This window comes from Pseudoflavonifractor phocaeensis, from assembly GCF_021531375.1.
Taxonomy (GTDB): Bacteria; Bacillota; Clostridia; order Oscillospirales; family Oscillospiraceae; genus Lawsonibacter; species Lawsonibacter phocaeensis_B.
The window spans coordinates 65158-86527 of sequence record NZ_JADYTU010000006.1 but is presented as its reverse complement, the minus strand read 5'-3'; the positions used below and the strand labels follow the sequence as shown (position 1 = coordinate 86527).

The following is a 21370-nucleotide window of genomic DNA, read 5'->3' as shown; positions in this document are numbered from 1 at the left end:
GGCAACTGCTGCGTGGTCAAGCCCTCGGCCTACGCCCCCCCTCCACCACCGCCACATACTCCGGCGGGAAGCAGGCGGCGATCAGGTCCCGGAGGACCGCCGAGGCAGCGGGGGCGTAGGCCGAGGGCTTGACCACGCAGCAGTTGCCGGCGGCGATGGCCCCGATGAGGGGGTCCAGGGTCAGCAGCAGGGGGTAATTCCAGGGGGACATGACCAGGACCACGCCGTATGGCTCCCGCAAGGTGAGGCTTCTGGCGGGGAACAGGGCCAGGGGGGTAGATACCCGCCGGTCCCGTGCCCACCGGGCAAGGCGCCTTCTCATGAAGGACAGCTCGGACAGGGCCAGGCCCACCTCGCACAGGTAGCCCTCGGTGTCCGACTTGCCCAGATCGGCCCTCAAGGCGGAGAGCAGCTCCCCCTCCCGGGCCCGGATGGCCTCCTCCAGCTTGTCCAGGGCCTTTTTCCGAAAGGACAGGTCCAGGGTGGCTCCGGTGCGGAAAAAGGCGCGCTGGGCAGCGGTCAGCTCTTGTATGGTCATGGGAATCCCCCCTTGGCGGTTCTTGCCTTTAGTATAGACGGTTTTGAGACAAAAGGAAAGACAGGCCGGAAAGATTCCGGGAGCCGGGTAAAAAGAGCCTGACTGGCGGAACTATCAGCTTTTGGAGCAAAAACCGCAACATTTTCCCCGAAAAGGCTCTATCTTTTTTTGCAAACCTATGATAATATGTTACGGAATGTTTGGACCATATCTGAAAAAGGAGCAAGAACGAATATGATCACGGTCACCAACCTGAGCCTGAACTACAGCGGCACTCCGCTGTTTTCCCATGTGGATCTGCAGTTCCTGCGGGGCAACTGCTACGGCATCATCGGCGCCAACGGCGCCGGAAAGTCCACCTTTTTGAAGATCCTGTCCGGGGAGCTGGACTCCACCTCCGGCGAGGTGAGCATCCTGCCCAACATCCGGATGTCCGTCCTGAAGCAGGACCAGAACGCCTACGACGCCTACAACGTCATGGACACGGTCATCATGGGCAACCTGCGCCTGTATGAGATCGGCAAGGAGAAGGAGGCCCTCTACGCCAAGGAGGAGATGACCGACGAGGACGGCATGCTGGCCTGCCAGCTGGAGGAGGAGTACGCCGAGCTGGGGGGCTGGGAGGCTGAGTCCGACGCCAGCCGCATCCTCCAGGGCCTGGGCATCGGCACCGAGCTGCACTACAACGACATGGCCACTCTGGACGCCCGGCTGAAGGTGAAAGTGCTGCTTGCCCAGGCACTGTTCGGCAATCCCGACCTGCTGATGATGGACGAGCCCACCAACAACCTGGATATCGATGCCGTCAACTGGCTGGAGGACTTTTTGCTGGACTTTGAGGGCACAGTTATCGTGGTCAGCCATGACCGCCACTTCCTGAACACCGTCTGCACCCACATTGTGGATATCGACTACGGCAAGATCAAGATGTATGTAGGCAACTACGACTTCTGGTACGAGTCCTCCCAGCTGGTGCAGCAGCTCATCAAGAACCAGAACAAGCGCAACGAGGAGAAAATCAAAGAACTTCAGGACTTTATCTCCCGGTTCTCCGCCAACAAATCCAAGTCCAAGCAGGCCACCGCCCGGCGGAAGCTGCTGGACAAGCTGACGGTGGAGGAGATGCCCGCCTCCTCCCGCCGCTATCCCTGGGTGGGCTTCTCCCCCGACCGGGAGGTGGGCAAGGACATCCTCTTCGTCACCGACGTGTCCAAGACCATCGACGGGGTGAAGGTGTTGGACAAGGTGTCCTTTATCGTGGGCCACGGGGACAAGATCGCCTTTGTGGGTGACAACGAGAACGCCCATACCGCTCTGTTCAAGATCCTGGCCGGCGAGATGGAGCCCGACGAGGGCACCGTCAAGTGGGGCCAGACCGCCACCTTCTCCTACTTCCCCAAGGACAATACCGAGTATTTCAAGGACTGTGACGACAATCTGGTCCAGTGGCTGCGTCAGTTCTCCCCCGATCCCCAGGAGCAGTACCTCCGGGGCTTCCTGGGCCGGATGCTCTTCTCCGGCGATGAGGTGTATAAGCCCGTCAAGGTCCTGTCCGGCGGCGAGAAGGTCCGCTGTATGCTCTCCCGGATGATGCTGTCCGGGGCCAACGTCCTCATGCTGGACCAGCCCACCAACCACCTGGATCTGGAGTCCATCGCCGCCTTGAACAAGGGCCTGGAGGCGGTGAAGTGCAACGTGCTGGTGGCCTCCCATGACCATCAGCTGATCCAGACCGTGTGTAACCGGGTCTTTGACTTTACCGCCGACGGCAAGCTTATCGACCGCAAGACCACCTACGACGATTATCTGAACAGCCAGAAGGAACAGGGCTGATCGAAGCCCCAACGGGGCGGGGAGCACAGCTCTCCGCCCTGTTGCCTTCCGGCCGGGCGGCGGCGACGTGTTAGAGAATTGTTAAACCTATGTAAAATCTGTTGACGGTTTCCGCCGGCCCCCATATAATAATTTCGGAATAAACTGTGTAGGATAAAAATAGCGGTCGGCCGTCGTGTTGCGGAGACGGATCATAAGCGAGAGGCAGGCATGACCTGTGCCCGGGAGCGGGCGGGCTGTGCTTTTTTTCTGGGACAGCGTGAGCTTATGATGGGGAGGACCGTACAGAAAGGAAAAAGGAAATGGGAATTGATGTTTTGTTGGGACTGCTTGGCGGTCTGGCCCTGTTCCTATACGGCATGCAGATGACCAGCTCCGGTCTGGAAGCTGCCGCCGGCGACAAGATGAAGTCTGTGCTGGAGCGTCTGACCGCCAACCGCTTTATGGGCGTGCTGGTGGGCGCTGTCATCACCGCAGTCATCCAGTCCTCCTCCGCCACCACCGTCATGGTGGTCGGCTTTGTCAACGCCGGAATGATGACCCTGAACCAGGCGGTGTGGATTATCATGGGCGCCAACATCGGCACCACCATTACCGGTATCCTGGTGTCCCTGGACATGGGCGCCGTCGCACCCCTGTTCGCCTTTGTGGGCGTGGTGCTGATGGTCTTTGTCAAAAAGCAGAAGGTCCAGCACATCGGCCAGATCCTGGCCGGCCTGGGCGTGCTGTTTATCGGTATGGATATGATGAGCTCCGCCATGTCCCCCCTGCGGGAATCGGAGACCTTCATCCGGCTGGTGTCCAATTTCTCCAACCCCGTGGTGGGCATCCTGGTGGGCGCGGCCTTTACCGCCGTCATCCAGTCCTCCGCCGCCGCCGTGGGTATTGTGCAGACTCTGGCCGCTGCCCGGGTCATCCCCTTCTCCAGCGCGGCGTTCGTGCTGTTCGGTACCAACATCGGTACCTGTATCACCGCCCTGCTGGCCTCCGCCGGCACCAACCGGAACGCCAAGCGGGCCACCCTGATCCATCTGCTGTTCAACGTGATCGGCACCGCCTTATTCACTGCCCTGATCCTGGTGCTGCCCATTACGGAACTGATCGAGGCCACCTTCCAAGCGCCCAAGGCCCAGATCGCCGCCATGCACACCTCCTTCAACATCGGCACTACCCTGCTGCTGCTGCCCCTGGGCAACTATCTGGCCAAGCTGGCCGTCCGCATCCTGCCCGACCGGGCGGAGCCCGTGTCGGAACAGGGCGAGGGCACCATGCACCTGGCCTACCTGACCCCGGTGCCCCCCAGCGGCAAGGAAGGCGGCCTGGGCGTGTCCGCCATCGTTGTGGACCAGCTGCGCCATGAGCTGAACCGGATGCTGTCCATGGCCCGGGACAATGTGGCGGAGAGCTTCCAGGCGGTCCTGGCCCGTGACATGGCCCAGCTGGAGGCGGTGGAGGAGCAGGAGGAGTACATTGACTTCCTGAACAAGGAGATCTCCCGCTATGTCTCCCACCTGATCTCCATCGAGACCAACGAGCAGGGCTCCGCCGTGGTCAGCAGCTTCTTTGCCATCTCGGGCAACATCGAGCGGATCGGCGACCATGCCGACAACCTGGCCGGTTACACCCGGCTGCTGGTGGGCAAGAACGTCAGCTTCTCCGAGACTGCCCAGGGGGAGATCAGAGCGATGCGGGACATCTCCCTGGAGGCCATCTCCGCACTGCTCAACCACCAGGCGGGCCAGCCCGACTGGCTGGTGGACGTGGCCCAGCTGGAGCAGCGCATCGACGACATGACGGCCCAGTTCCGCCGGGGCCAGCTGGAGCGGATGCGGAGGGGCACCTGCAGCGAGGAGGCCTGTATCCTCTACGCCGAGTTGCTGACCGACTTTGAGCGGATCGGCGACCATGTGCTGAACATCGCTCAGGAACTGACCAAGGTCCAGACCCATCTGTGACTGTCGAAAAAGTGGCGAAGCCACTTTTTCGAATGGAAAAGCACGAAATTTTCGCCTCGATTTCTCGCGAAATTGTCGGCAAAAATTTCGCGAGAGGTGTCACTTCTGGCGCGCATGTCGTCAGAAATAACGCGATTTGACTTTATTCCGTCGCCTGCGGGCGACGGAACTCCTTGCAGGAGGGCTTTATCTACAGTTTGAGCGCGCCGCCGGAAAAGCGGCGCGCTTTTTGCCGCCTTTACGCCCCCGCAGCTCTTGACGGACGGAAAGCGGTCGGGTATGATGTGGAGAGAATATAAGGAGGGGAAGATCATGACCTATCAGGAAGTCCTTCAGCAGGCCCGCACTTGCAGCGGCCCCTATTGCAAGGTGTGCCCGGTGTGCAACGGCCGCGCCTGCAAAAACACCATGCCCGGCCCGGGCTCCAAGGGCAGCGGCACCGTGGCCGCCCGGAACTATGACGCGTGGCAGGAAATCTGCCTGAATATGGATACCATCTGCGCCAACGGCCCCGTGGACACCAGCTTTAGCCTGTTCGGCCAACGCTATGAGCTGCCCGTGTTTGCCGGTCCGGTGGGCGCGGTCAAGCTCCACTACGGAGATAAGTTTACCGACCAGGAGTACAACGCCATCCTGGTCTCCGCCTGCGCCAAGGCCGGCATCGCCGCCTTCACCGGCGACGGCACCGACCCCGGCGTGTTTACCGCCGCCTCCAAGGCCATCGGCGAGAACGGCGGCAAGGGTATCCCCACCGTCAAGCCCTGGGACCGGGATACCCTGTTTGCCAAGCTGGACGCCGCCAAGGCCTCCGGCGCCAAGGTCTTTGCCATGGACATCGACGCGGCGGGCCTGCCCTTCCTGAAGGGCCTCAATCCCCCCGCCGGCTCCAAGACGGTGGCTGAGCTGCGGGAGATCATTGACTATGCCGGGGTGCCCTTTATCATCAAGGGAATCATGACCGTCAAGGGCGCCCAAAAGGCCCTGGAGGCCGGCGCCGCCGGCATCGTGGTGTCCAACCACGGCGGCCGGGTCCAGGACGGAGTGCCCGCCACCGCCGCCGTGCTGCCCGCCATCGCCGACGCGGTGAAGGGCAAGATGACCATTCTGGTGGACGGCGGGATCCGCAACGGCGTGGATGTGTGCAAGGCCCTGGCCCTGGGAGCCGACGCCTGCATCCTGGCCCGGCCCTATGTCACCGCCGTCTACGGCGGCGGCGAGGAGGGCGTCAAGGTCCTCACCGACAAGCTGAAGGCCGAGCTGGCCGACACCATGGCCATGTGCGGGGTCCACTCCCTGGGCGAGATTAGCCGGGACATGATCTTCTAAGAGTACGTATTGAAAAGCGGTCGCCTGCGGGCGGCCGCTTTTGTTGTGAGGGGTAGACTTTAGTTTAAGACCCCCATGAACAGAGGGCTCCGCCCAAAGGACGGTGGGGGTTTCCTCCTTGGGATGCTCCACCCCGACGGCACCCTGGTCCGGTACACCTGCGGCGGCCTGACGGCGGAGCAGGTGTGGGCCATGGTTGAGGACACCCTGGGCGGAAATTCTTAATTTTTCGTGAACACTCCCCCTGCCTCTTGCCGAAGCGCGTCGAACCCGGTATACTGATAAGGAATCTTTGGCCAGGCAGGAGGGGACCGTTCTGGAAGAGAGATATATGAGGGTGTCCCGCCAAGGCGGTAAGCGGGTGCTGGAGCCGCCGCCGCGGCAGGCGCACCGGGACCAGCGGCCCAAGAAGCGGTCGGCGGTCAAATCGGCCTTTTGGGGCTTATATAAGTTTTTGTTTTGTATCTCGGCCCTGATCGTGGCCGTTTATATCGGAGCCCGGCTGATGGTCCGTCCGCCGGAGCAGGCGCCGACGGTCCAACCCGGTCAGACCGGCGGGCAGACGGTCCCAGTCGTCAGCGGGGCGTCCAGTACCGGCGACGCCTCTGAGGTGGAAAATCCCTTGGTCCGCCGCGAAAAGGTGTACAATATCCTCTTGGCGGCCACGGATAAGGAGGGCTTCCGCACCGACACCATGATGGTGCTGAGTTATGACATCCCCAACCAGAAGGTGGGGGTGGTGTCCGTCCCCCGGGATACGCTGACCGACCGGGACAGCGGGAAAAACCCAAAGCTGGTCTATGGCACCGGCGGGGTGGAGCAGCGGGTGGCCGATATCTCCGACATGCTGGGCATCCCCATCGACGGCTATGTGAAGGTGAACATCAAGGGCTTCATCGCCCTGGTGGACTATCTGGGGGGCGTGGACTTCTATGTTCCCTGTGACATGGACTATGACGACCCCTATCAGGACCTGTCCATCCATTACAAGGAGGGGCAGTACCACCTGAGCGGCCAGCAGGCCATGGAGGTGGCCCGGTTCCGGAAAAACAACGATCTGTCCGGCTACTCCGACGTGGGGCGCACCCAGACCCAGCAGAAGCTGCTGGTGGCTCTAGCCAAAAAGGTGCTGTCCTGGAACAGCCTGACCAAAATCAACGGCTTTGTGGAGATCTTCAACAAGTATGTGAGCACCGATCTGGAGCTGTCCGACATGCTCTATTTCGCCTCTCAGGCGGTGAATCTCAACACCGCCTCCGGGGTGGAGACCGCCACGCTGGAGGGCCGGGGAGACGGCGTGTACCGGGGAAACACCTACTGCTATGAGTTGGACGCCGAAAAGACCGTGGAGACGGTGAACCGCCTCATCAACCCCTTTGACCGGGACCTGACTCTGGAGGAGATGAATCTGGTCAAGGCGGACCGCTATATGAGTTAAAACAACGGGACCCTCCGGCAAAGCCGGAGGGTCCCGATTTCTGTCAGGATTCCACACCCAGGGTCTGGATCAGCAGGTTTCGCAGGGAGATGGCGCTCTGCCGGTTCATGACGATGGAGGCCACCTGCTCCACCGTGGGAGTGGAGATGTTCTCGATCCCCTTGGGGGTGATGGTGACAGCGGTCTCCATGTACTTGTAGGTCACGTCCAGGGTGACCTCCAGGACCTCGCCCTCCTTGTCAGATACTTTCCGGATGCCGAAGGTGTTGGCGTACTGCGGCTTCATGGAACGCACTCCTTTTCTCAGTCAAATGTGGTGGTGTAGGACAGCTCCCGGGACTGGCCGGGGGCCAGACGGCAGACGCCCTGCTTGTCCTCCAGCCCACGGCCCACAAAGACTGCGTCAGGGAGGGTGGACCAGGGCTCGATGCAGACGTAATTGGTGTCGAAGGGTTTCCCCTGGGTCCAGATCCCCAGGTAGGGGAAGTCGGGGAAGTCCATGGTCACCCGGGCCCGGCCCGCCTTGTCCGCCAGGATGGCCCGGCGCTGGGGCAGCTGGTCCAGGATCACGGTGTCCAGTCCGAAGGTGGAGGGCTTCAGCGGCAGGCGGCCCCCCTCCAGGGGGAAGGTGGGACCCTTGGGGGTGGTCATGCACTGCCCGTCCATGCCATAGGGCGTGATGGACTCCAGACCGGGGAGGAGGATGGCATAGTCATCCATCGTCTCCCCCGGCTCCAGGGGGGCGCGGAAGCCGTCGTGGCCTCCCAGCTCAAAGAGCAGCTCGCCGCCGCCGGGGTTGTCCACCCGGCAGGCCTTGGTCAGGCGGTTGTCCTCCAGGGTGTAGGTGACGGTGAGGACGAAGGGGAAGGGGTAGACAGCCAGCGTCTCCGGGCTGTGGGTCAGACGAAAGACCGCCCGGGTGTCGGTGTGCTCCGCGGTCTCGAACCGGCTGTCCCGGGCGAAGCCGTGGCTGGAGATGGAGTAGGTCTGTCCCTTGTGGGTGTACTGTCCGTCCTGGAGCCGCCCGATCACGGGGAACAGCAGGGGGGCATGGCGGCCCCAAATTGCGGGGTCGGCCTGCCAGATGTACTCCGTGCCCCCGGGGCTTTTTACGGAACACAGCTGGGCGCCCAGGTCGTCGATCTCCACCGTCAGGCGGGAATTTTTCAGCGTTACCATCATACTTCCGGCGCTCCTTTCAAATGTCTGCCGTCCAGGACGGCCTCGGCCAGGGTCTCGCCCTCGTAGCGCAGCTTCAGGGAGAAGAATGGGGTGTCCTCCCGGGCGATCAGGTCCAGGAAGATGGCGTCCCCCTCCCAATGGGGCAGCTCCAGCAGTCTTTGCCGGGGGACCCACTCCAGTACCCCCTCGTCGCAGTCCTTCAGCGTCCCCGTCCAGCCGTCGGCGGTGAACAGGTGCATGTACTCGGTGGGCCAGCGGTCGGAGACAAAGGTGACCAGTCCCCGGTAGCGGTAGTCCGTCAGCGTCAGGCCGGTCTCCTCCCAGGCCTCCCGGAGCAGACAGTCCTCGGGGCTCTCCTTGTCCTCGAATTTTCCGCCGATGCCGATCCATTTGTCGTGGTTCAGGTCGTTTTCCTTTTTGATCCGGTGGAGCATCAGGTATTCCTCGCCCCGCCGGATGTAGCACAGGGTGGTGTTGATCAAGGGCGTTCCCCTCCTTACCTGTTCAGTATAGCACGGCCGGGGAAGGGGGGCAAATAAAAATATGGACGCTTAGAAAAAAGCGTCCATAGAAAGGGCATGAGCCGATCAGCCGATCAAATCGGAGTCCACCAGGGCCACCTCAACGGTATAGGACTGGCCGTCCCGCAGATAGGTGAGGACCACCGTGTCGCCAGGGCCCAGGGACAGCTTGATGCGGGCCAAGTCCTGAACGCCGGTGATGGGCTGGCCGTTGGCGGCGGTGATGACGTCGCCGGCCCGAAGGCCCTTCACGCAGGCGTCGCTGTCCGGGTCCACGCTCTGCAGCTCCAGACCGCCGCCGGGAACGGGGCGGGTGAGAACGGTAAAGCCGAAGACGCCGGTGCGGACCTCGCGGCCGTCAATGAGGGCGTCGGCCACATACTTTACCCGCTGGGAGGGGATGGCGAAGCCCAGGGCCTCGGCGGAGCCGTCGTCGGTGACGATCTTGATGGTGGTGATGCCCACCACCTGGCCGTACTGGTTGATGAGAGCGCCGCCGGAGTTGCCGAAGTTGATGGCGGCGCTGGTCTGGATCAGCACCATGGTGACGCCGTCCACCGTCACCTCCCGGTCCAGAGCGGAGACGATGCCGTCGGTAATGGTGGAGCGGTAGCCCAGGGGGTCGCCCAGGGCGGCCACCGGATCGCCGCAGCGCAGCGCGGAGGAGTCGCCGAACTCGGCGGGGGTCAGGCCCTGGGCATCCACCTTCAGAACGGCCAGGTCCTCGTCGGCGTCAAAGCCCACCAGACTGGCGTCCAGCACGTTGTTGTCGGAGAACACCACCCGGACTCGTTCCGCCCCGGCCACCACATGGGCGTTGGTGACGATATAGCCGTCCTGGGTCAGAATAACGCCGGTTCCGGTGCTGTACTCCCGCCGGCTCTCCGCCTCGATGGACACCATGGAGGGGGCGTTCTTCTCGTAGATCTGGGTGTAGGTCAGGGAGAGGCCGGAGGGGGCCTTCAGCTCCACGGTGACCCCGGTCCCCGTCTCGGCCCGGGGGATGGCGGGGGGCTCGGTGCTGTACTCCTGCTCCTGATAGGAGGAGTCATCCTGAGAGGGCGGAAGGGTGATGGCGGGGTTGGGATGGAAGAGGGTGCCCAGCACCAAGGCCAGAACAGTAAGAGCCAGGATCAGGAGGACCAGCACGGCCACGCCGGGCCATCTACGCCGGCGGCGGGGACGGAGCACGGGCCGCCGGGGTTCCATGGCTCCGGCGGGGATGCGTACCGCCGGAGGATCGGGAAAGACGGGAGAGGGCTGCTCCCAGGGGCCGCCCTGCCACAGATCGTCGCTTCGATTGTCCAAAGAAACACCCCGCTTTTATGGTAGGAGTTTGAAGTTGGGCGCGGAGGGGTCAGGCCAGCGTCAGGGTGAAGGTGAACTGGGTGACGCCGTCTTCGCTGGTGACAGTAATGTTCTCTTTCAGATTATTCAGAATGGTCTTGACAATATACAGGCCAAGACCCACGCCCTCCCGGTCCATGGAGCGGGAGTAGTCCGCCTTGTGGAACCGGTCAAAGAGGAGGGGAAGCTCCTCCTGGGGGATGGTGGCCCCAAGGTTGCGGATGGTGGTGTAGGCCTTGCCGTCCTTCTTGGTGATCTGGACGGTGAGGGTGGTGCCGGAGGCGGCAAACTTGGCGGCGTTGTCCAGCAGATTATAGCACACCTGGGTGATGGAATCCGGGTCGCCCCAGACCATCAGCTTCTCCTCGGGCATCTGTACGTCCACGTCCAGGTTCCGGCCGGTGATCTTACCCTCCAGGCTGATGAGGACCTGGGACACCACCTCGGTCAGGTCGAACTGCTCCTGGGCGGTGAGGGTGCTCTCCGCCAGGGCGTTGAGCCGGCTCAGATCCAGCATCCGCCGGACCAGCCGGGACAGCCGCCGGGTCTCGGACACGATGATCTGGAGAGACTCCTTCTCCCGCTCCGGGGGTATGGTGCCGTCCAGAATGCCCTCGGCAAAGCCGGCGATGGTGGTCATGGGGGTCTTCAGCTCGTGGGACACGTTGGCGATAAAGTCCGCCCGCTGGCTCTCCACCTTTGCCAGGGAGTTGGCCATGGAGTTGAAGGCGTCGGCCAGCTCGCCGATCTCGTCGCACCGTCCCTCGTAGTTGGTGACCCGCACGTCGAACTCGCCACGGCCGAATTTCCGGGCGGCCTCAGCCATCTCTTTCAGAGGCCGGACCTGATAGGCGGAGGTGAGGGAGCTGGCGATGACGGCGATGAGCAGTACCACCACGGCGGTGAAGAAAAATATGGTGGCGGTGGAGGCCCACATCTCGGCCAGACTGGAGGCGTCGGCGGAAACCAGCACCAGGCCCTGGACAGCGGAGAGTCCGCCCAGCTTGACCACCACCGGCAGGCCGGCCACATACCGGCGTTCGGGGTAGATGCCGTCCAGATTGCTCATGCCGGTGTAGGACCCCTGTTCCAGAATGGACTGGACCACGCTGCTGGGGATGGGCTCGTCCTCGCTGTAGGTGGAGAAGCGGGCCCCGTCGGTGGCGTAGATGATCCGCCCGTCGGGGGCGGAGACGATCACATGGGAGTCGGACAGCAGGGCGATGGAGGCCACATAGTTTTTATACAGCTCGCTGCGGATGTCCAGGTACTGCTGGTAGTAGGAGGCGGTAAAGGTGGCGATATAGTCGGCGTTGCGCTCCATGGACTCCCGTTTTTCCGAGATGATATAGCGGTAGGACAGCAGCATGAAGGCGGCGGACAGCAGCGTGAAGGACAGCACCATCACGCCCAGCATCATGGTCAGCTGGCGGCGATAGAGGGATTTCAAGCGGCCCCACCTACCTCAAAATGAATTCTGCCCGGCACCGCCGCACTCGCGGCGATGCGCTTCGCGCATGACGTCAGCGACAAGGTGCTCATCCGTTTCCACCTACCTCGAACTTATAACCGACGCCCCAGACGGTTTTCAGTCTCCACTGGTCGCTGACGTTTTCCAGCTTTTCCCGCAGCCGCTTGATGTGGACGTCCACGGTGCGGCTGTCGCCGAAGTAGTCGAAGCCCCAGACCTCGTCCAGCAGCTGGTTCCGGGTGAAGACCCGGTTGGGGGCGGAGGCGAGGTGGTAGAGCAGCTCCAGCTCCTTGGGGGGCGTGTCCACCCGCTGGCCGTCCACCAGCAGCTCGTAGGAGTCCAGATTGATGACCAGCTTGTCGAAGGACAGCTTCTTTTCTCCCGGCTCCTCCTCCTCACCGCTGCGGCGGAGGACGGCGTGGATGCGGGCCAGCACCTCCTTCATCTCAAAGGGCTTCACGATGTAGTCGTCGGCGCCCCCCTCCAGGCCGGTGACCTTATCCTCGGTCTCCCCCTTGGCGGTGAGCATGATGACGGGAGTTTTGGAGGTTTCCCGGATCTTTTTCAGAACGGTCCAGCCGTCCATAATGGGCAGCATGATGTCCAGCAGCACCAGATCGGGCTGGAAGGAGCGGAAATACTCCACACCCTTGCCGCCGTCCTTGGCTACCTGGGTCTCAAATCCCTCTTTTTCCAGATACAGGTGGAGCAGCTCGGCAATGTTGCCGTCATCCTCCACGATCAGAACCTTTTTGGGCATAGCGGGCACCCCATTTCTTAGAATTTTCGGATATTTCTATTATACCGCCGATCAGGCCTCTTGGGTGAATAATTTGTAAATTGAAGCCGGAAGAACGCGGCGGGAAGCTGGCGGGGAGTTGGGCGGGACATGACGCCCCGCGGGGCCGGGGGACTAATTCTTCCTGCCGTCCACATAGGAGTGGTCTACCTGGATGACGGAGAAATAGCGGTCGGACAGGCCCTTGATCCGGGCGCTCAATTCCGCCCGGACCTGGTCGTCGGAGAGGCGGAAGCCGTAGGGCACCACCACGTCGAAGATCAGATTGGTGTGGATGGGACCGGCGGTAATGCGGAAGTCGTGGATGGAGAGGGACGGGTCCAGCCCCTTCACCTGGGCTGTGACCTGGGCGCGAAGCTCGGCGGTCCGCTCGTCGCGCACCACCGGGTCCATGTGGATGGTGGTCTCGATGTGGTGCTTGGCCTTCAGCTCCCGCTCGATGTGGTCGATGACGTCGTGGATCTCCAGCAGGTCGCCGTCAGCGGGGACCTCGGCGTGAAAAGACATCATGGCCCGGCCGGGGCCGTAGTCGTGATAGACCAGGTCGTGGATGCCCAGAATATTGTCGTGCCCCAGCACCAGCTTGTCGATGTCGGCGGCCAGATCGGGGTCCATGGGGCGGCCCAGCAGGGGGTCCAGGGTCTCCCGCGCGGCCTCCCACCCGGTCTTTAGGATCAGCAGGGAGACGGCCAGGCCCGCCAGACCGTCGATGGGAAAGGAGATCCGCCCCGCCAGCAGGGCGGACACCAGGACAACCAGGGTGGAAGCCGCGTCAGACAGGGAGTCGGCGGCGGTGGCGGCCATGGCGGCGGAGTCGATGGTTCGGCCCAGAGCCCGGTTGAAGAGGAACATCCACAGCTTGACGGCGATGGCCACCGCCAGAATGACCAGGGACAGGGGGGTGGCCCGGACCGGCTCGGGGTGGAACAGGGCGTCCAGGGCGGAGCGGCCCACCTCCACGCCCATCAGAAGAACGGCCAGAGCCACGATCAGGCCGGTGACGTATTCCGCCCGGCCATGGCCAAAGGGGTGGTCGGCGTCGGCCTCCTGGCCCGCCAGATGAAATCCGATCAGAGTGACCACCGAGGTGGCGGCGTCGGAAAGGTTGTTGACGGCGTCGGCTATCATGGCCACCGAGGAGGTGATGAGGCCGGCCAGCAGCTTGCCAAGGAACAGCAGAATGTTGAGGAAAATCCCGATGCCGCCGGCCACGGTGCCGCAGCGGCGGCGGGTCTCGGGGTCGTTTTTATCCCCGCCGCGCAGGCAGAAGTTGACGAAGAAACCCATGATGTATAGACACTCCTTAGATGTAAGGGCGGAAACCCGCTTTTGGTAATATTTTATTATCCCACAAATCAATATACACCGTCAAGCAAAAGAAAGACCGGAGGTGAACTCCGCCGGGCGAAAGCTTCGAAAGACGGGATTCTGGAAAAGGGGCCATCCGGTTCCCTGTTCCGCTCAATTGCTGCCTATTTGAACACATTTTTAATGGTTTCAACGGCCTGCAGCCGGGACAAAATCCCTGCTGCAATGTGAGACCCCAATGTTTACAAAAAGTTCATATCGCCGTCACGAATTTGACGTAATTCTATTTTACCATGGTATCGTACCAATCATAAAAATATCTCCCATTTCTCCCTCTCCTTTATAACACACACAGACAGAAGGCCCCGACCACAAGTCGGGGCCTTCTGTCGTGCTGAGAGGGAAAAAGGGCGCGCGATGTTTACAAAAAATTCATGGGGCCGTCACGAATTTGTCGTAATTCTATTGTAGCATATACTTGCAGTCAGAAAGAACGGCTGAACCAACACATCACTTCTTTTCTCCCTCTCCTTTACAACACACAGACGAATGGCCCTGACCGATCCGGTCAGGGCCATTTGTCTTGCAGATTCAATTCACGGTGCCGTTCCGGCCCACAGCGCCGCTCTCCCGCTCCAGCTGGTTCATTTTCCGCTTGCGGGCGGAGGAGGCATTGAGCTTTTGGACCAGAGCTTCCGTGTCCCCGTTCCGGATGGCCAGACGGTAGCTGCGGATGTGCTCCTCCAGCTGCTCCAGGGCGCCGCACAGCGCGTCGGCGTTCATGGTGAACAGCTGGGTCCACAGGGGCACGTCCAGAGCGGCCACCCGGGTGCAGCCCCGGAAGGAGTCGCCCTCAAAGCCCTGATACCGGAACAGGCTCTCGTCGTCGCAGACGGCCACGGCGATGATGTGCATCATCTGGCTGGTGTAGGCGATGATGGCGTCGTGCTGCTCCGGGGTGGTCTTCACCACGTCGGCACAGCCCACATGGCGGGCCACCCGCTCCATCAGGGCGACGTGCTCCGGGCTGGACTGCTCGTTGGGCGTCAGGATATAGTGGGCGTTCTGGAACATGTTCACCAGGGAACACTGGATGCCCGAGGTCTCCCGGCCCGCCATGGGGTGACCGCCCACAAAGGACACCGTGGGGGGCAGAACCTTGGCCCCCTCCAGAACGGCTCCCTTGACGCCGCACACGTCGGTGACCATGGCGCCGGCCTTGAAGTGGTCCCGGTGTTCCGCCATAAATTCCACAATGCCCCTGGGGTGGAGGCAGAGGAACACCAGGTCCCCCTGGGCCAGGGCTTTGACCGGGTCCTCCTCTGCACGGTCGATGATGTCGTTTTCCAGAGCGAAGCGCAGCGTGGGCTGGCTCACGTCCACGCCGATGATATCAAAATCTTCAAAACCCCGCAGGGCTCTGGCCATGGAGCCGCCGATGAGGCCCAGGCCCACGATCACAATATGTCTACTCATAACAGTAACCCCCGCGCGCCTCGGGCGCGCCCGTCAGAATTCCGCTCCCCCAAATCGGGGGGCAAGAAAAACTTTAACACAGTTAACTGTTGAAGTCAAGGGGGGGAAAGCGGGGCTCCACAGAGAGCGGCGAGGCCGGCAGCCCTTGGGCGGCAAGGGCCGGGCCCCCTGAAAGCGGGAGACGCTTTTACGGATTAAGCCGGCAAAGAAAATCCCAGAAAAGGAATTGACAAACCTTCCCGATTGAGATATGATAAGTGACAATCATCACAAAAGCGATGAGCGGGCTAGTAGGCATGCCTGGATGCGCAGAGAGGGAGCGGTCGGTGTAAGCTCCCGTGAAGGAGCACTTCCGAACATCACCCGCGAGCAGTCTGATTGAACCGGCGCGCGCCGCAGTAGGTTGGAACGGTCTCCCCCACGTTACAGGGGCAACGAGTGCGTGGCGGCGTCAGCCCGCCATGAATTTAGGTGGTACCACGGAGCAATCGGCTTCGTCCTATCTGATTTTGGATAGGATGAAGCCGTTTTTGTTTTTCAGCGGGGGCAGAAGGGTCTGCCCCATGACACCAATGGAGGTGAGCTTCCATGAACGGAGCACAGGCTTTGATTGAAAGCCTATTACAGGAACAGGTAGATCACATTTTCGGCTATGCCGGCGCCACCATCTGTCCGGCGGTGGACGCCCTGAAGGCCCACCCGGAGATCGGCTATACGCTGGTGCGGACGGAGCAGAACGCGGGACATATGGCCTCCGGCTATGCCCGGGTATCGGGCAAGGTGGGGGTGTGTATGGTCACCTCCGGGCCGGGGGCGACCAACCTGATCACCGGCGTGGCCACCGCCTACATGGACTCCATCCCCATGGTGGCCATCACCGGCCAGGTGCCCAGCAACCTGCTGGGCCGGGATATTTTCCAGGAGGTGGACATCACCGGCGCGGTGGCCCCTTTCTCCAAGCACAGCTACCTGGTCAAGGACGCCAACGACATCCCCCGGATCGTGAAGGAGGCCTTCCACATCGCCTCCACCGGCCGGCCCGGTCCGGTCCTCATCGACATCCCCATCGACGTCCAGAACCAGGAGGTCAAGAACTTCCACTACCCCCAGCAGGTCAATATCCGGGGCTATAAGCCCAGCGTCAAGGGCAACGAGCTGCAGATCAAGCGGGTGGCTGAGGCCATTTCCAAGGCCAAGCAGCCCCTCATCTGCGCCGGCGGCGGCGTTTGGCTGGCCCACGCCAAGGAAGAATTGCTGGAACTGGCGGAGCGCAACCAGATTCCCGTGGTCAAGACCATGATGGGCATCTCCCTGATGCCCACGGACCACCCCCTGAATCTGGGCATGATCGGCGCCCACGGCAACCACTGCGCCAACAAGGCCCTGGCCAAGGCGGACCTGCTCATCATGGTGGGCACCCGGGCCGCCGACCGGGCGGTCATTGACCCCGGCGAGATCCAGCGCCGTATGGCCACCATCCACATCGACGTGGACCCGGCGGAGATCGGCAAAAATATGCAGGCCGCCATCCCCCTGGTGGGGGATGTGAAGGTGATTTTAAGACAGCTGCTGGACCGTGACATCATGCCCCCCGACTCCGCCGCCTGGCTGGAGCGGCTGCGGGACTACCGCAAGGCTGAGCTGGGCCGGGTGTTCCCCCGGCGGGAGGGCTACGTCTTCCCCGGCACCGTCCTGCGGAAGCTGGGCGCCAAGCTGAACGACGACGCGGCGATATGCGTGGACGTGGGCCAGAACCAGATCTTCACCTGCAAGTACCTGCCCCAGAAAAACGGCCGGCTGCTGACCAGCGGCGGCTTGGGCACCATGGGCTACGCCCTTCCCGCCGCCGTCGGCGTGAAGGTGGCCCAGCCGGACCGCCAGACCGTGGTGGTCTGCGGCGACGGCTCCTTCCAGATGGCCATGAACGAGCTGGCGGCCATCAAGTGCGCCGGCATGGACATCAAGATCGTCCTGTTCCAGAACCAGGTTCTGGGTCTGGTCAACCAGATTCAGAACTCCGCCCCCTACCACGGGCCTTTCGGGGTGGCGCTGGACGGCTCCCCCGACTTTCCCACCATCGCCGCCGCTTACGGCATCCCCAGCATGACGGTCAGCGACGAGGACAAGCTGGATGAGGTGCTGGACCGGTTCCTGGGCAGCGAGGGCAGCTGCCTGCTGATCTGCCGGGTCCATCCCGACGTCAGCACCACCGATTGAGCAGGGAGGAGGCCACAATATGAAACAGACTATTTCCGTCCTGGTGGAAAACCAGGCCGGCGTTTTGAACCGGATCACCGGCCTCTTTTCCCGCCGGGCCTTCAACATCGAATCCCTGGCCGTGGGCGTTACCGACGACCCCACCATCTCCCGCATCACCATCATCGTGGACAGCGGCAACAGCGTGGTGGAGCAGGTGGAGAAGCAGCTGAACAAGCTGGTGGAGGTCATCAAGGTCCGCACCCTGGACGAGAACACCTTCATTGGCCGGGAGCTGATGATCCTGAAGGTGAACGCCAACAACAAGACCCGCCAGGATATCATGACCATCTGCGAGATCATGGGGGCCAAGGTGGACGACATCTCCCCCACCTCCCTGACCATGGAGCTGTCCGATACCCCCGACCGGCTGGACACCTTCCAGTCCATGATGCGGCCCTTCTCCATCCTGGAGGTGGCCCGCACCGGCGTCATCGCCGTCCAGAAGGGCGGAGGGAAAATCTAAGCGTCCGAGCCGTCGCGAACAGGCGAGGCGTGATAGCTTGATGAGTTTTTCCGCCGCGCATGCCGTCGGAAAAACAGCTTACAATTTCTTTCGCCGCCGCGGCGGCGAAACGCTGCGAGACCTAACCCCCACCGACAGGAGTTGAATCAGTACCATGAAAATCCGCGCCACGCAAGCCATCATGGAGTGTCTGCTGGAGCAGGAGGTGGATACCGTCTTCGGGTATCCCGGCGGAACCATCCTGAACCTCTATGACGAGCTGTATAATTACAAAGACAAGATCCGCCATGTATTGACCGCCCACGAGCAGGGCGCCTCCCACGCCGCCGACGGCTACGCCCGGTCCACTGGAAAGGTGGGGGTGTGCTTTGCCACCAGCGGCCCCGGGGCCACCAATCTGACCACCGGCATCGCCACCGCCTACATGGACTCCTCCCCCGTGGTGTTCATCACCTGCAACGTGACCGAACCCCTGCTGGGCAAGGACTCCTTCCAGGAGGTGGACATTACCGGCATCGCCATGCCCATCACCAAGGCCACCTATCTGGTCCGGGACGCCCAGACCATCCCCGACGTGATGCGCCAGGCTTTCGCCGTGGCCGCCACCGGCCGGCCCGGTCCGGTGCTCATCGACTTTTTGAAGAACGTCACCGCCCCCAACGTGGAGATCGACTATGAGTTTGTGCCCTGGACCCAGAACCGGAGCTGCAGCAGCATCCGGGCCCTGTCCGACAGCCACGAGCTGAAGGCCCCGGAGCCCAATCTGGAGGACATCGGCATCCTGGTGGACATGATCGCCCAGGCACAGCGCCCCCTGCTGCTCTGCGGCGGCGGCGTGGTCCGCGGCCGGGCGGACAAGCAGTTCAAGGAGTTCGCCGAAAAGCTGGACGCCCCGGTGGCCATCACCGTCATGGGCGGCGGCGGCTTCCCCGGCGGCCACCCCCTGACCACCGGCATGGTGGGTATGCACGGCTCCAAGGCCAGCAACGTGGCCTGCAACGAGTGCGACCTGCTCATCGCCGTGGGCTGCCGGTTCTCCGACCGGGTGGCGCTGGACCCGGCCTCCTTCGCCAGCCAGGCCAAGATCGTCCAGATCGACATTGACCGCTCCGAGATCGACAAGAACGTCCTCACCGATCACCACATCATCGGCTCCGCCCGCCGGGTGCTGGATCTGCTCAATGAGCGGGTGCCCCAGTATCACCACCCGGAGTGGAAGGAGCACATCCTGTCCCTTCGGACGCCCTCGGTGGTGGAGGAAAGCGAAAATCTGACGCCCCAGCAGGTGCTGGAGACCATCCGCCGTCTGGCCCCCCAGGACACCATCGTGGCCACCGACGTGGGCCAGCATCAGATGTGGTCCATCCAGCACTTCCACTTCGACTATCCCGGCCAGCTGCTGACCAGCGGCGGCTTCGGCACCATGGGCTTCGGCCTGGGGGCCGCCATCGGGGCCAAGATGGGCAACCCGGACAAGCTGGTGGTCCACACCACCGGCGACGGCTGCTTCCGCATGAACTGTCATGAGCTGTCCACCGTCCAGCACTACGGCCTGCCCATCATCACCGTCATCTTCAACAACGGCTGTCTGGGCATGGTCCGCCAGTGGCAGAACCTGATCTATCACCAGCGCTTCTCCGAGACCACCCTGGACCGCGGCCCCGACTTTGTCAAGCTGGCGGAGGCCTACGGTCTGAAGGGCTTCCGGGTCACCAACCGGGCGGAGATGGAGGACGCCTTCCGCTCCGCCATGGAGGCCGGCTGCGGCTGCGTCATCGACTGCCGGCTGGATATGGACGAGATGGTCCGGCCCATGGTGGCCGGCGGCGCCCACATCACCGACTTTTTGCTGAGATAAGGGGGCGGACCGCGTGAAAAAGGAATTCGATACCGAAAAGAAGCTGTACACCCTGGCCATCCTGGTCCAGGATATCCCCGGGGTGCTGAGCCAGGTGGCCCGCCTGTTCTCCCGGAAGGGGTATAACATTGAGTCCATCGTCTCCGGTGAGACGGACAAGCCCGGCATCACCCGCATCACCATCGTGCTGCTGGCCGACGAGCTGATGATCTCCCAGATCGCCGCCCAGTGCCGGAAGCTGATCCCGGTGAAGGCGGTGAAGCTGCTGGACGAGGCCACCTCTATCCAGCGGGAGTTCGCCCTCATCAAGGTGAAGGCGGCCGACCGGGGGGCCAGGGACGAGGTCATTCAGATGGCCAACGTCTTCCGGGCCAACATCATCGACGTGAGCCGGGAGTCGCTGACGGTGGCCATTTTCGGGGACAAGGACAAGACCTCCGCCCTCATTGGCCTGCTGGAGGACTTCGGCATTCTGGAAATCGCGAAAACGGGTACACTCGCCATCGAAAGAGGGCGCAGCACTATATATGATGACAATAAACTCAAGGAGGAATACAACTATGGCAAAAATGTATTATGAGAAGGACTGTGACATCAAGTATCTGGACGGCAAGAAGATCGCGATCATCGGCTACGGCTCCCAGGGTCACGCCCACGCGCTGAACCTGAAGGACTCCGGCTGCGACGTCTGCGTGGGTCTGCGCGCCGGCTCCAAGAACTGGGCCAATGTGGAGAAGGCCGGTCTGAAGGTCATGACCGTGGAAGAGGCCGCCCAGTGGGGCGACATCGTCATGATGCTGATCAACGACGAGGTCCAGGCCGACGTCTATAAGAAGTCCATCGCCCCCTACATGACCGAGGGCAAGGCCCTGGCCTTCGCCCACGGCTTCAACATCCGCTACCAGCAGATCGTGCCCCCCAAGGGCGTGGACGTGTTCATGGCTGCCCCCAAGGGTCCCGGCCACACCGTCCGTTCCACCTATGTGGCCGGCAAGGGCGTGCCCTGCCTGGTGGCCGTGGAGCAGAACGCCACCGGCGACGCCTATAAGATCGCTCTGGCCTACATCGCCGGCATCGGCGGCGCCCGGGCCGGCGTGATGGAGACCACCTTCCATGACGAGACCGAGACCGACCTGTTCGGCGAGCAGGCCGTGCTGTGCGGCGGCGTGGTGGAGCTGATGAAGTGCGGCTTCGAGACTCTGGTGGAGGCCGGCTACGAGCCCGAGAACGCCTACTTCGAGTGCATCCACGAGATGAAGCTCATCATCGACCTGATCAACAAGGGCGGCGTGGCTGCCATGAACTACTCCATCTCCGACACCGCCGAGTACGGCGAGTATGTCTCCGGTCCCCGTGTCCTGCCTTATGAGGAGACCAAGAAGAACATGAAGGCTGTTTTGAACGACATCCAGGACGGCACCTTCGCCGGCAAGTGGATCGCCGAGAACAAGAACGGCCGCACCTTCTTCAACTCCAAGCGGGCCAACCTGGCCAAGCACCAGATGGAGATCGTGGGCGAGGAGCTGCGCAAGAACATGATCTGGGGCGGCGACAAGGACCTGGATACCGCCTCCAACTGATCCGGTTACTGACACA

General features: G+C 62.3%; 18 protein-coding genes and 1 other annotated feature. Of the genes, 9 read left to right on the top strand and 9 right to left on the bottom strand.

The genetic code is table 11. The features are described from left to right. Positions 1-16: 16 nt before the first annotated feature. The gene (locus I6E39_RS04130) at positions 17-538 is read right to left on the bottom strand and encodes an aldehyde dehydrogenase family protein (protein WP_235380292.1); all 522 of its coding nucleotides are present in this window, start codon (positions 536-538) and stop codon (positions 17-19) included. 234 nt (positions 539-772) lie between these two features. Here I6E39_RS04130 and I6E39_RS04125 point away from each other — a divergent pair, with 234 nt between their 5' ends. The 4 genes from I6E39_RS04125 (at position 773) to I6E39_RS04110 (ending at position 7090) form a co-directional block, all read left to right on the top strand. Further along, complete coding sequence (locus I6E39_RS04125) at positions 773-2371, top strand: ABC-F family ATP-binding cassette domain-containing protein (protein WP_235380290.1); 1599 nt, start codon at positions 773-775, stop codon at positions 2369-2371. A gap of 302 nt (positions 2372-2673) precedes the next feature. Continuing rightward, positions 2674-4326: a Na/Pi cotransporter family protein gene (locus I6E39_RS04120; RefSeq protein WP_235380288.1), complete on the top strand. Its 1653-nt coding sequence runs from the start codon at positions 2674-2676 to the stop codon at positions 4324-4326. Between the two features lie 312 nt (positions 4327-4638). Then, the gene (locus I6E39_RS04115; RefSeq protein WP_235380286.1) at positions 4639-5652 is read left to right on the top strand and encodes an alpha-hydroxy-acid oxidizing protein; all 1014 of its coding nucleotides are present in this window, start codon (positions 4639-4641) and stop codon (positions 5650-5652) included. 331 nt (positions 5653-5983) lie between these two features. Beyond that, positions 5984-7090 (top strand): LCP family protein, encoded by a 1107-nt coding sequence (locus tag I6E39_RS04110; RefSeq protein WP_235380284.1) that lies wholly within the window; start codon positions 5984-5986, stop codon positions 7088-7090. A gap of 43 nt (positions 7091-7133) precedes the next feature. Here I6E39_RS04110 and I6E39_RS04105 read toward each other — a convergent pair whose 3' ends face one another. The 8 genes from I6E39_RS04105 to I6E39_RS04070 all read right to left on the bottom strand — a co-directional run bounded on the left by I6E39_RS04105 (position 7134) and on the right by I6E39_RS04070 (position 15194). Next, on the bottom strand, positions 7134-7376 hold the full coding sequence (locus I6E39_RS04105; RefSeq protein ID WP_235380282.1) for a hypothetical protein: 243 nt from the start codon (positions 7374-7376) through the stop codon (positions 7134-7136). A 17-nt stretch (positions 7377-7393) separates the two neighbouring features. Beyond that, positions 7394-8272 carry an aldose 1-epimerase family protein gene (locus I6E39_RS04100; RefSeq protein ID WP_235380280.1) on the bottom strand — a complete coding sequence of 293 codons (879 nt, stop codon included), beginning with the start codon at positions 8270-8272 and terminating at the stop codon, positions 7394-7396. After that, the gene (locus tag I6E39_RS04095; protein WP_235380278.1) at positions 8269-8754 is read right to left on the bottom strand and encodes an NUDIX hydrolase; all 486 of its coding nucleotides are present in this window, start codon (positions 8752-8754) and stop codon (positions 8269-8271) included. The genes I6E39_RS04100 and I6E39_RS04095 overlap by 4 nt, the downstream gene beginning before the upstream one ends. 105 nt (positions 8755-8859) lie before the next feature. Then, positions 8860-10101: a S1C family serine protease gene (locus I6E39_RS04090; protein ID WP_235380276.1), complete on the bottom strand. Its 1242-nt coding sequence runs from the start codon at positions 10099-10101 to the stop codon at positions 8860-8862. A 49-nt stretch (positions 10102-10150) separates the two neighbouring features. After that, positions 10151-11590, bottom strand: coding sequence for a sensor histidine kinase (locus I6E39_RS04085; protein ID WP_235380274.1), 1440 nt, complete (start codon positions 11588-11590; stop codon positions 10151-10153). An 88-nt stretch (positions 11591-11678) separates the two neighbouring features. Next, entirely contained in the window at positions 11679-12371 is a 693-nt protein-coding gene (locus I6E39_RS04080) for a response regulator transcription factor (RefSeq protein WP_235380272.1), read from the bottom strand. 153 nt (positions 12372-12524) lie between these two features. Beyond that, positions 12525-13697 carry a cation diffusion facilitator family transporter gene (locus I6E39_RS04075; RefSeq protein WP_235380270.1) on the bottom strand — a complete coding sequence of 391 codons (1173 nt, stop codon included), beginning with the start codon at positions 13695-13697 and terminating at the stop codon, positions 12525-12527. 612 nt (positions 13698-14309) lie between these two features. Then, positions 14310-15194, bottom strand: coding sequence for a prephenate dehydrogenase (locus I6E39_RS04070; RefSeq protein ID WP_235380269.1), 885 nt, complete (start codon positions 15192-15194; stop codon positions 14310-14312). A gap of 269 nt (positions 15195-15463) precedes the next feature. Continuing rightward, positions 15464-15699: a binding site (T-box leader), on the top strand. Positions 15700-15782: 83 nt separating this feature from the next. Between I6E39_RS04070 and ilvB (I6E39_RS04065) the strand changes: the two genes are divergently transcribed. The 5 genes from ilvB (I6E39_RS04065) (at position 15783) to ilvC (ending at position 21354) form a co-directional block, all read left to right on the top strand. After that, entirely contained in the window at positions 15783-17411 is a 1629-nt protein-coding gene (ilvB, locus tag I6E39_RS04065) for a biosynthetic-type acetolactate synthase large subunit (protein ID WP_235380268.1), read from the top strand. Between the two features lie 19 nt (positions 17412-17430). Beyond that, positions 17431-17916 carry an acetolactate synthase small subunit gene (gene ilvN, locus I6E39_RS04060; RefSeq protein ID WP_235380267.1) on the top strand — a complete coding sequence of 162 codons (486 nt, stop codon included), beginning with the start codon at positions 17431-17433 and terminating at the stop codon, positions 17914-17916. A gap of 154 nt (positions 17917-18070) precedes the next feature. After that, on the top strand, positions 18071-19774 hold the full coding sequence (gene ilvB / locus I6E39_RS04055; protein WP_235380266.1) for a biosynthetic-type acetolactate synthase large subunit: 1704 nt from the start codon (positions 18071-18073) through the stop codon (positions 19772-19774). 13 nt (positions 19775-19787) lie between these two features. Then, positions 19788-20354 carry an acetolactate synthase small subunit gene (gene ilvN, locus I6E39_RS04050; RefSeq protein WP_235380265.1) on the top strand — a complete coding sequence of 189 codons (567 nt, stop codon included), beginning with the start codon at positions 19788-19790 and terminating at the stop codon, positions 20352-20354. After that, positions 20335-21354, top strand: coding sequence for a ketol-acid reductoisomerase (gene ilvC, locus I6E39_RS04045; protein WP_235380264.1), 1020 nt, complete (start codon positions 20335-20337; stop codon positions 21352-21354). The genes ilvN (I6E39_RS04050) and ilvC overlap by 20 nt, the downstream gene beginning before the upstream one ends. Positions 21355-21370 lie beyond the last annotated feature (16 nt).

Bases quoted from the DNA above. Each gene is read 5' to 3' on its own strand.
- I6E39_RS04070 (WP_235380269.1), bottom strand. From the start codon at position 15,194: ATGAGTAGACATATTGTGATCGTGGGCCTGGGCCTCATCGGCGGCTCC.
- I6E39_RS04125 (WP_235380290.1), top strand. From the start codon at position 773: ATGATCACGGTCACCAACCTGAGCCTGAACTACAGCGGCACTCCGCTG.
- ilvB (WP_235380268.1), top strand. From the start codon at position 15,783: ATGAACGGAGCACAGGCTTTGATTGAAAGCCTATTACAGGAACAGGTA.
- I6E39_RS04115 (WP_235380286.1), top strand. From the start codon at position 4,639: ATGACCTATCAGGAAGTCCTTCAGCAGGCCCGCACTTGCAGCGGCCCC.
- I6E39_RS04100 (WP_235380280.1), bottom strand. From the start codon at position 8,272: ATGATGGTAACGCTGAAAAATTCCCGCCTGACGGTGGAGATCGACGAC.
- I6E39_RS04105 (WP_235380282.1), bottom strand. From the start codon at position 7,376: ATGAAGCCGCAGTACGCCAACACCTTCGGCATCCGGAAAGTATCTGAC.
- I6E39_RS04120 (WP_235380288.1), top strand. From the start codon at position 2,674: ATGGGAATTGATGTTTTGTTGGGACTGCTTGGCGGTCTGGCCCTGTTC.
- ilvB (WP_235380266.1), top strand. From the start codon at position 18,071: ATGAAAATCCGCGCCACGCAAGCCATCATGGAGTGTCTGCTGGAGCAG.
- ilvN (WP_235380267.1), top strand. From the start codon at position 17,431: ATGAAACAGACTATTTCCGTCCTGGTGGAAAACCAGGCCGGCGTTTTG.
- I6E39_RS04110 (WP_235380284.1), top strand. From the start codon at position 5,984: ATGAGGGTGTCCCGCCAAGGCGGTAAGCGGGTGCTGGAGCCGCCGCCG.
- I6E39_RS04130 (WP_235380292.1), bottom strand. From the start codon at position 538: ATGACCATACAAGAGCTGACCGCTGCCCAGCGCGCCTTTTTCCGCACC.
- ilvC (WP_235380264.1), top strand. From the start codon at position 20,335: ATGGCAAAAATGTATTATGAGAAGGACTGTGACATCAAGTATCTGGAC.
- I6E39_RS04075 (WP_235380270.1), bottom strand. From the start codon at position 13,697: ATGGGTTTCTTCGTCAACTTCTGCCTGCGCGGCGGGGATAAAAACGAC.
- I6E39_RS04080 (WP_235380272.1), bottom strand. From the start codon at position 12,371: ATGCCCAAAAAGGTTCTGATCGTGGAGGATGACGGCAACATTGCCGAG.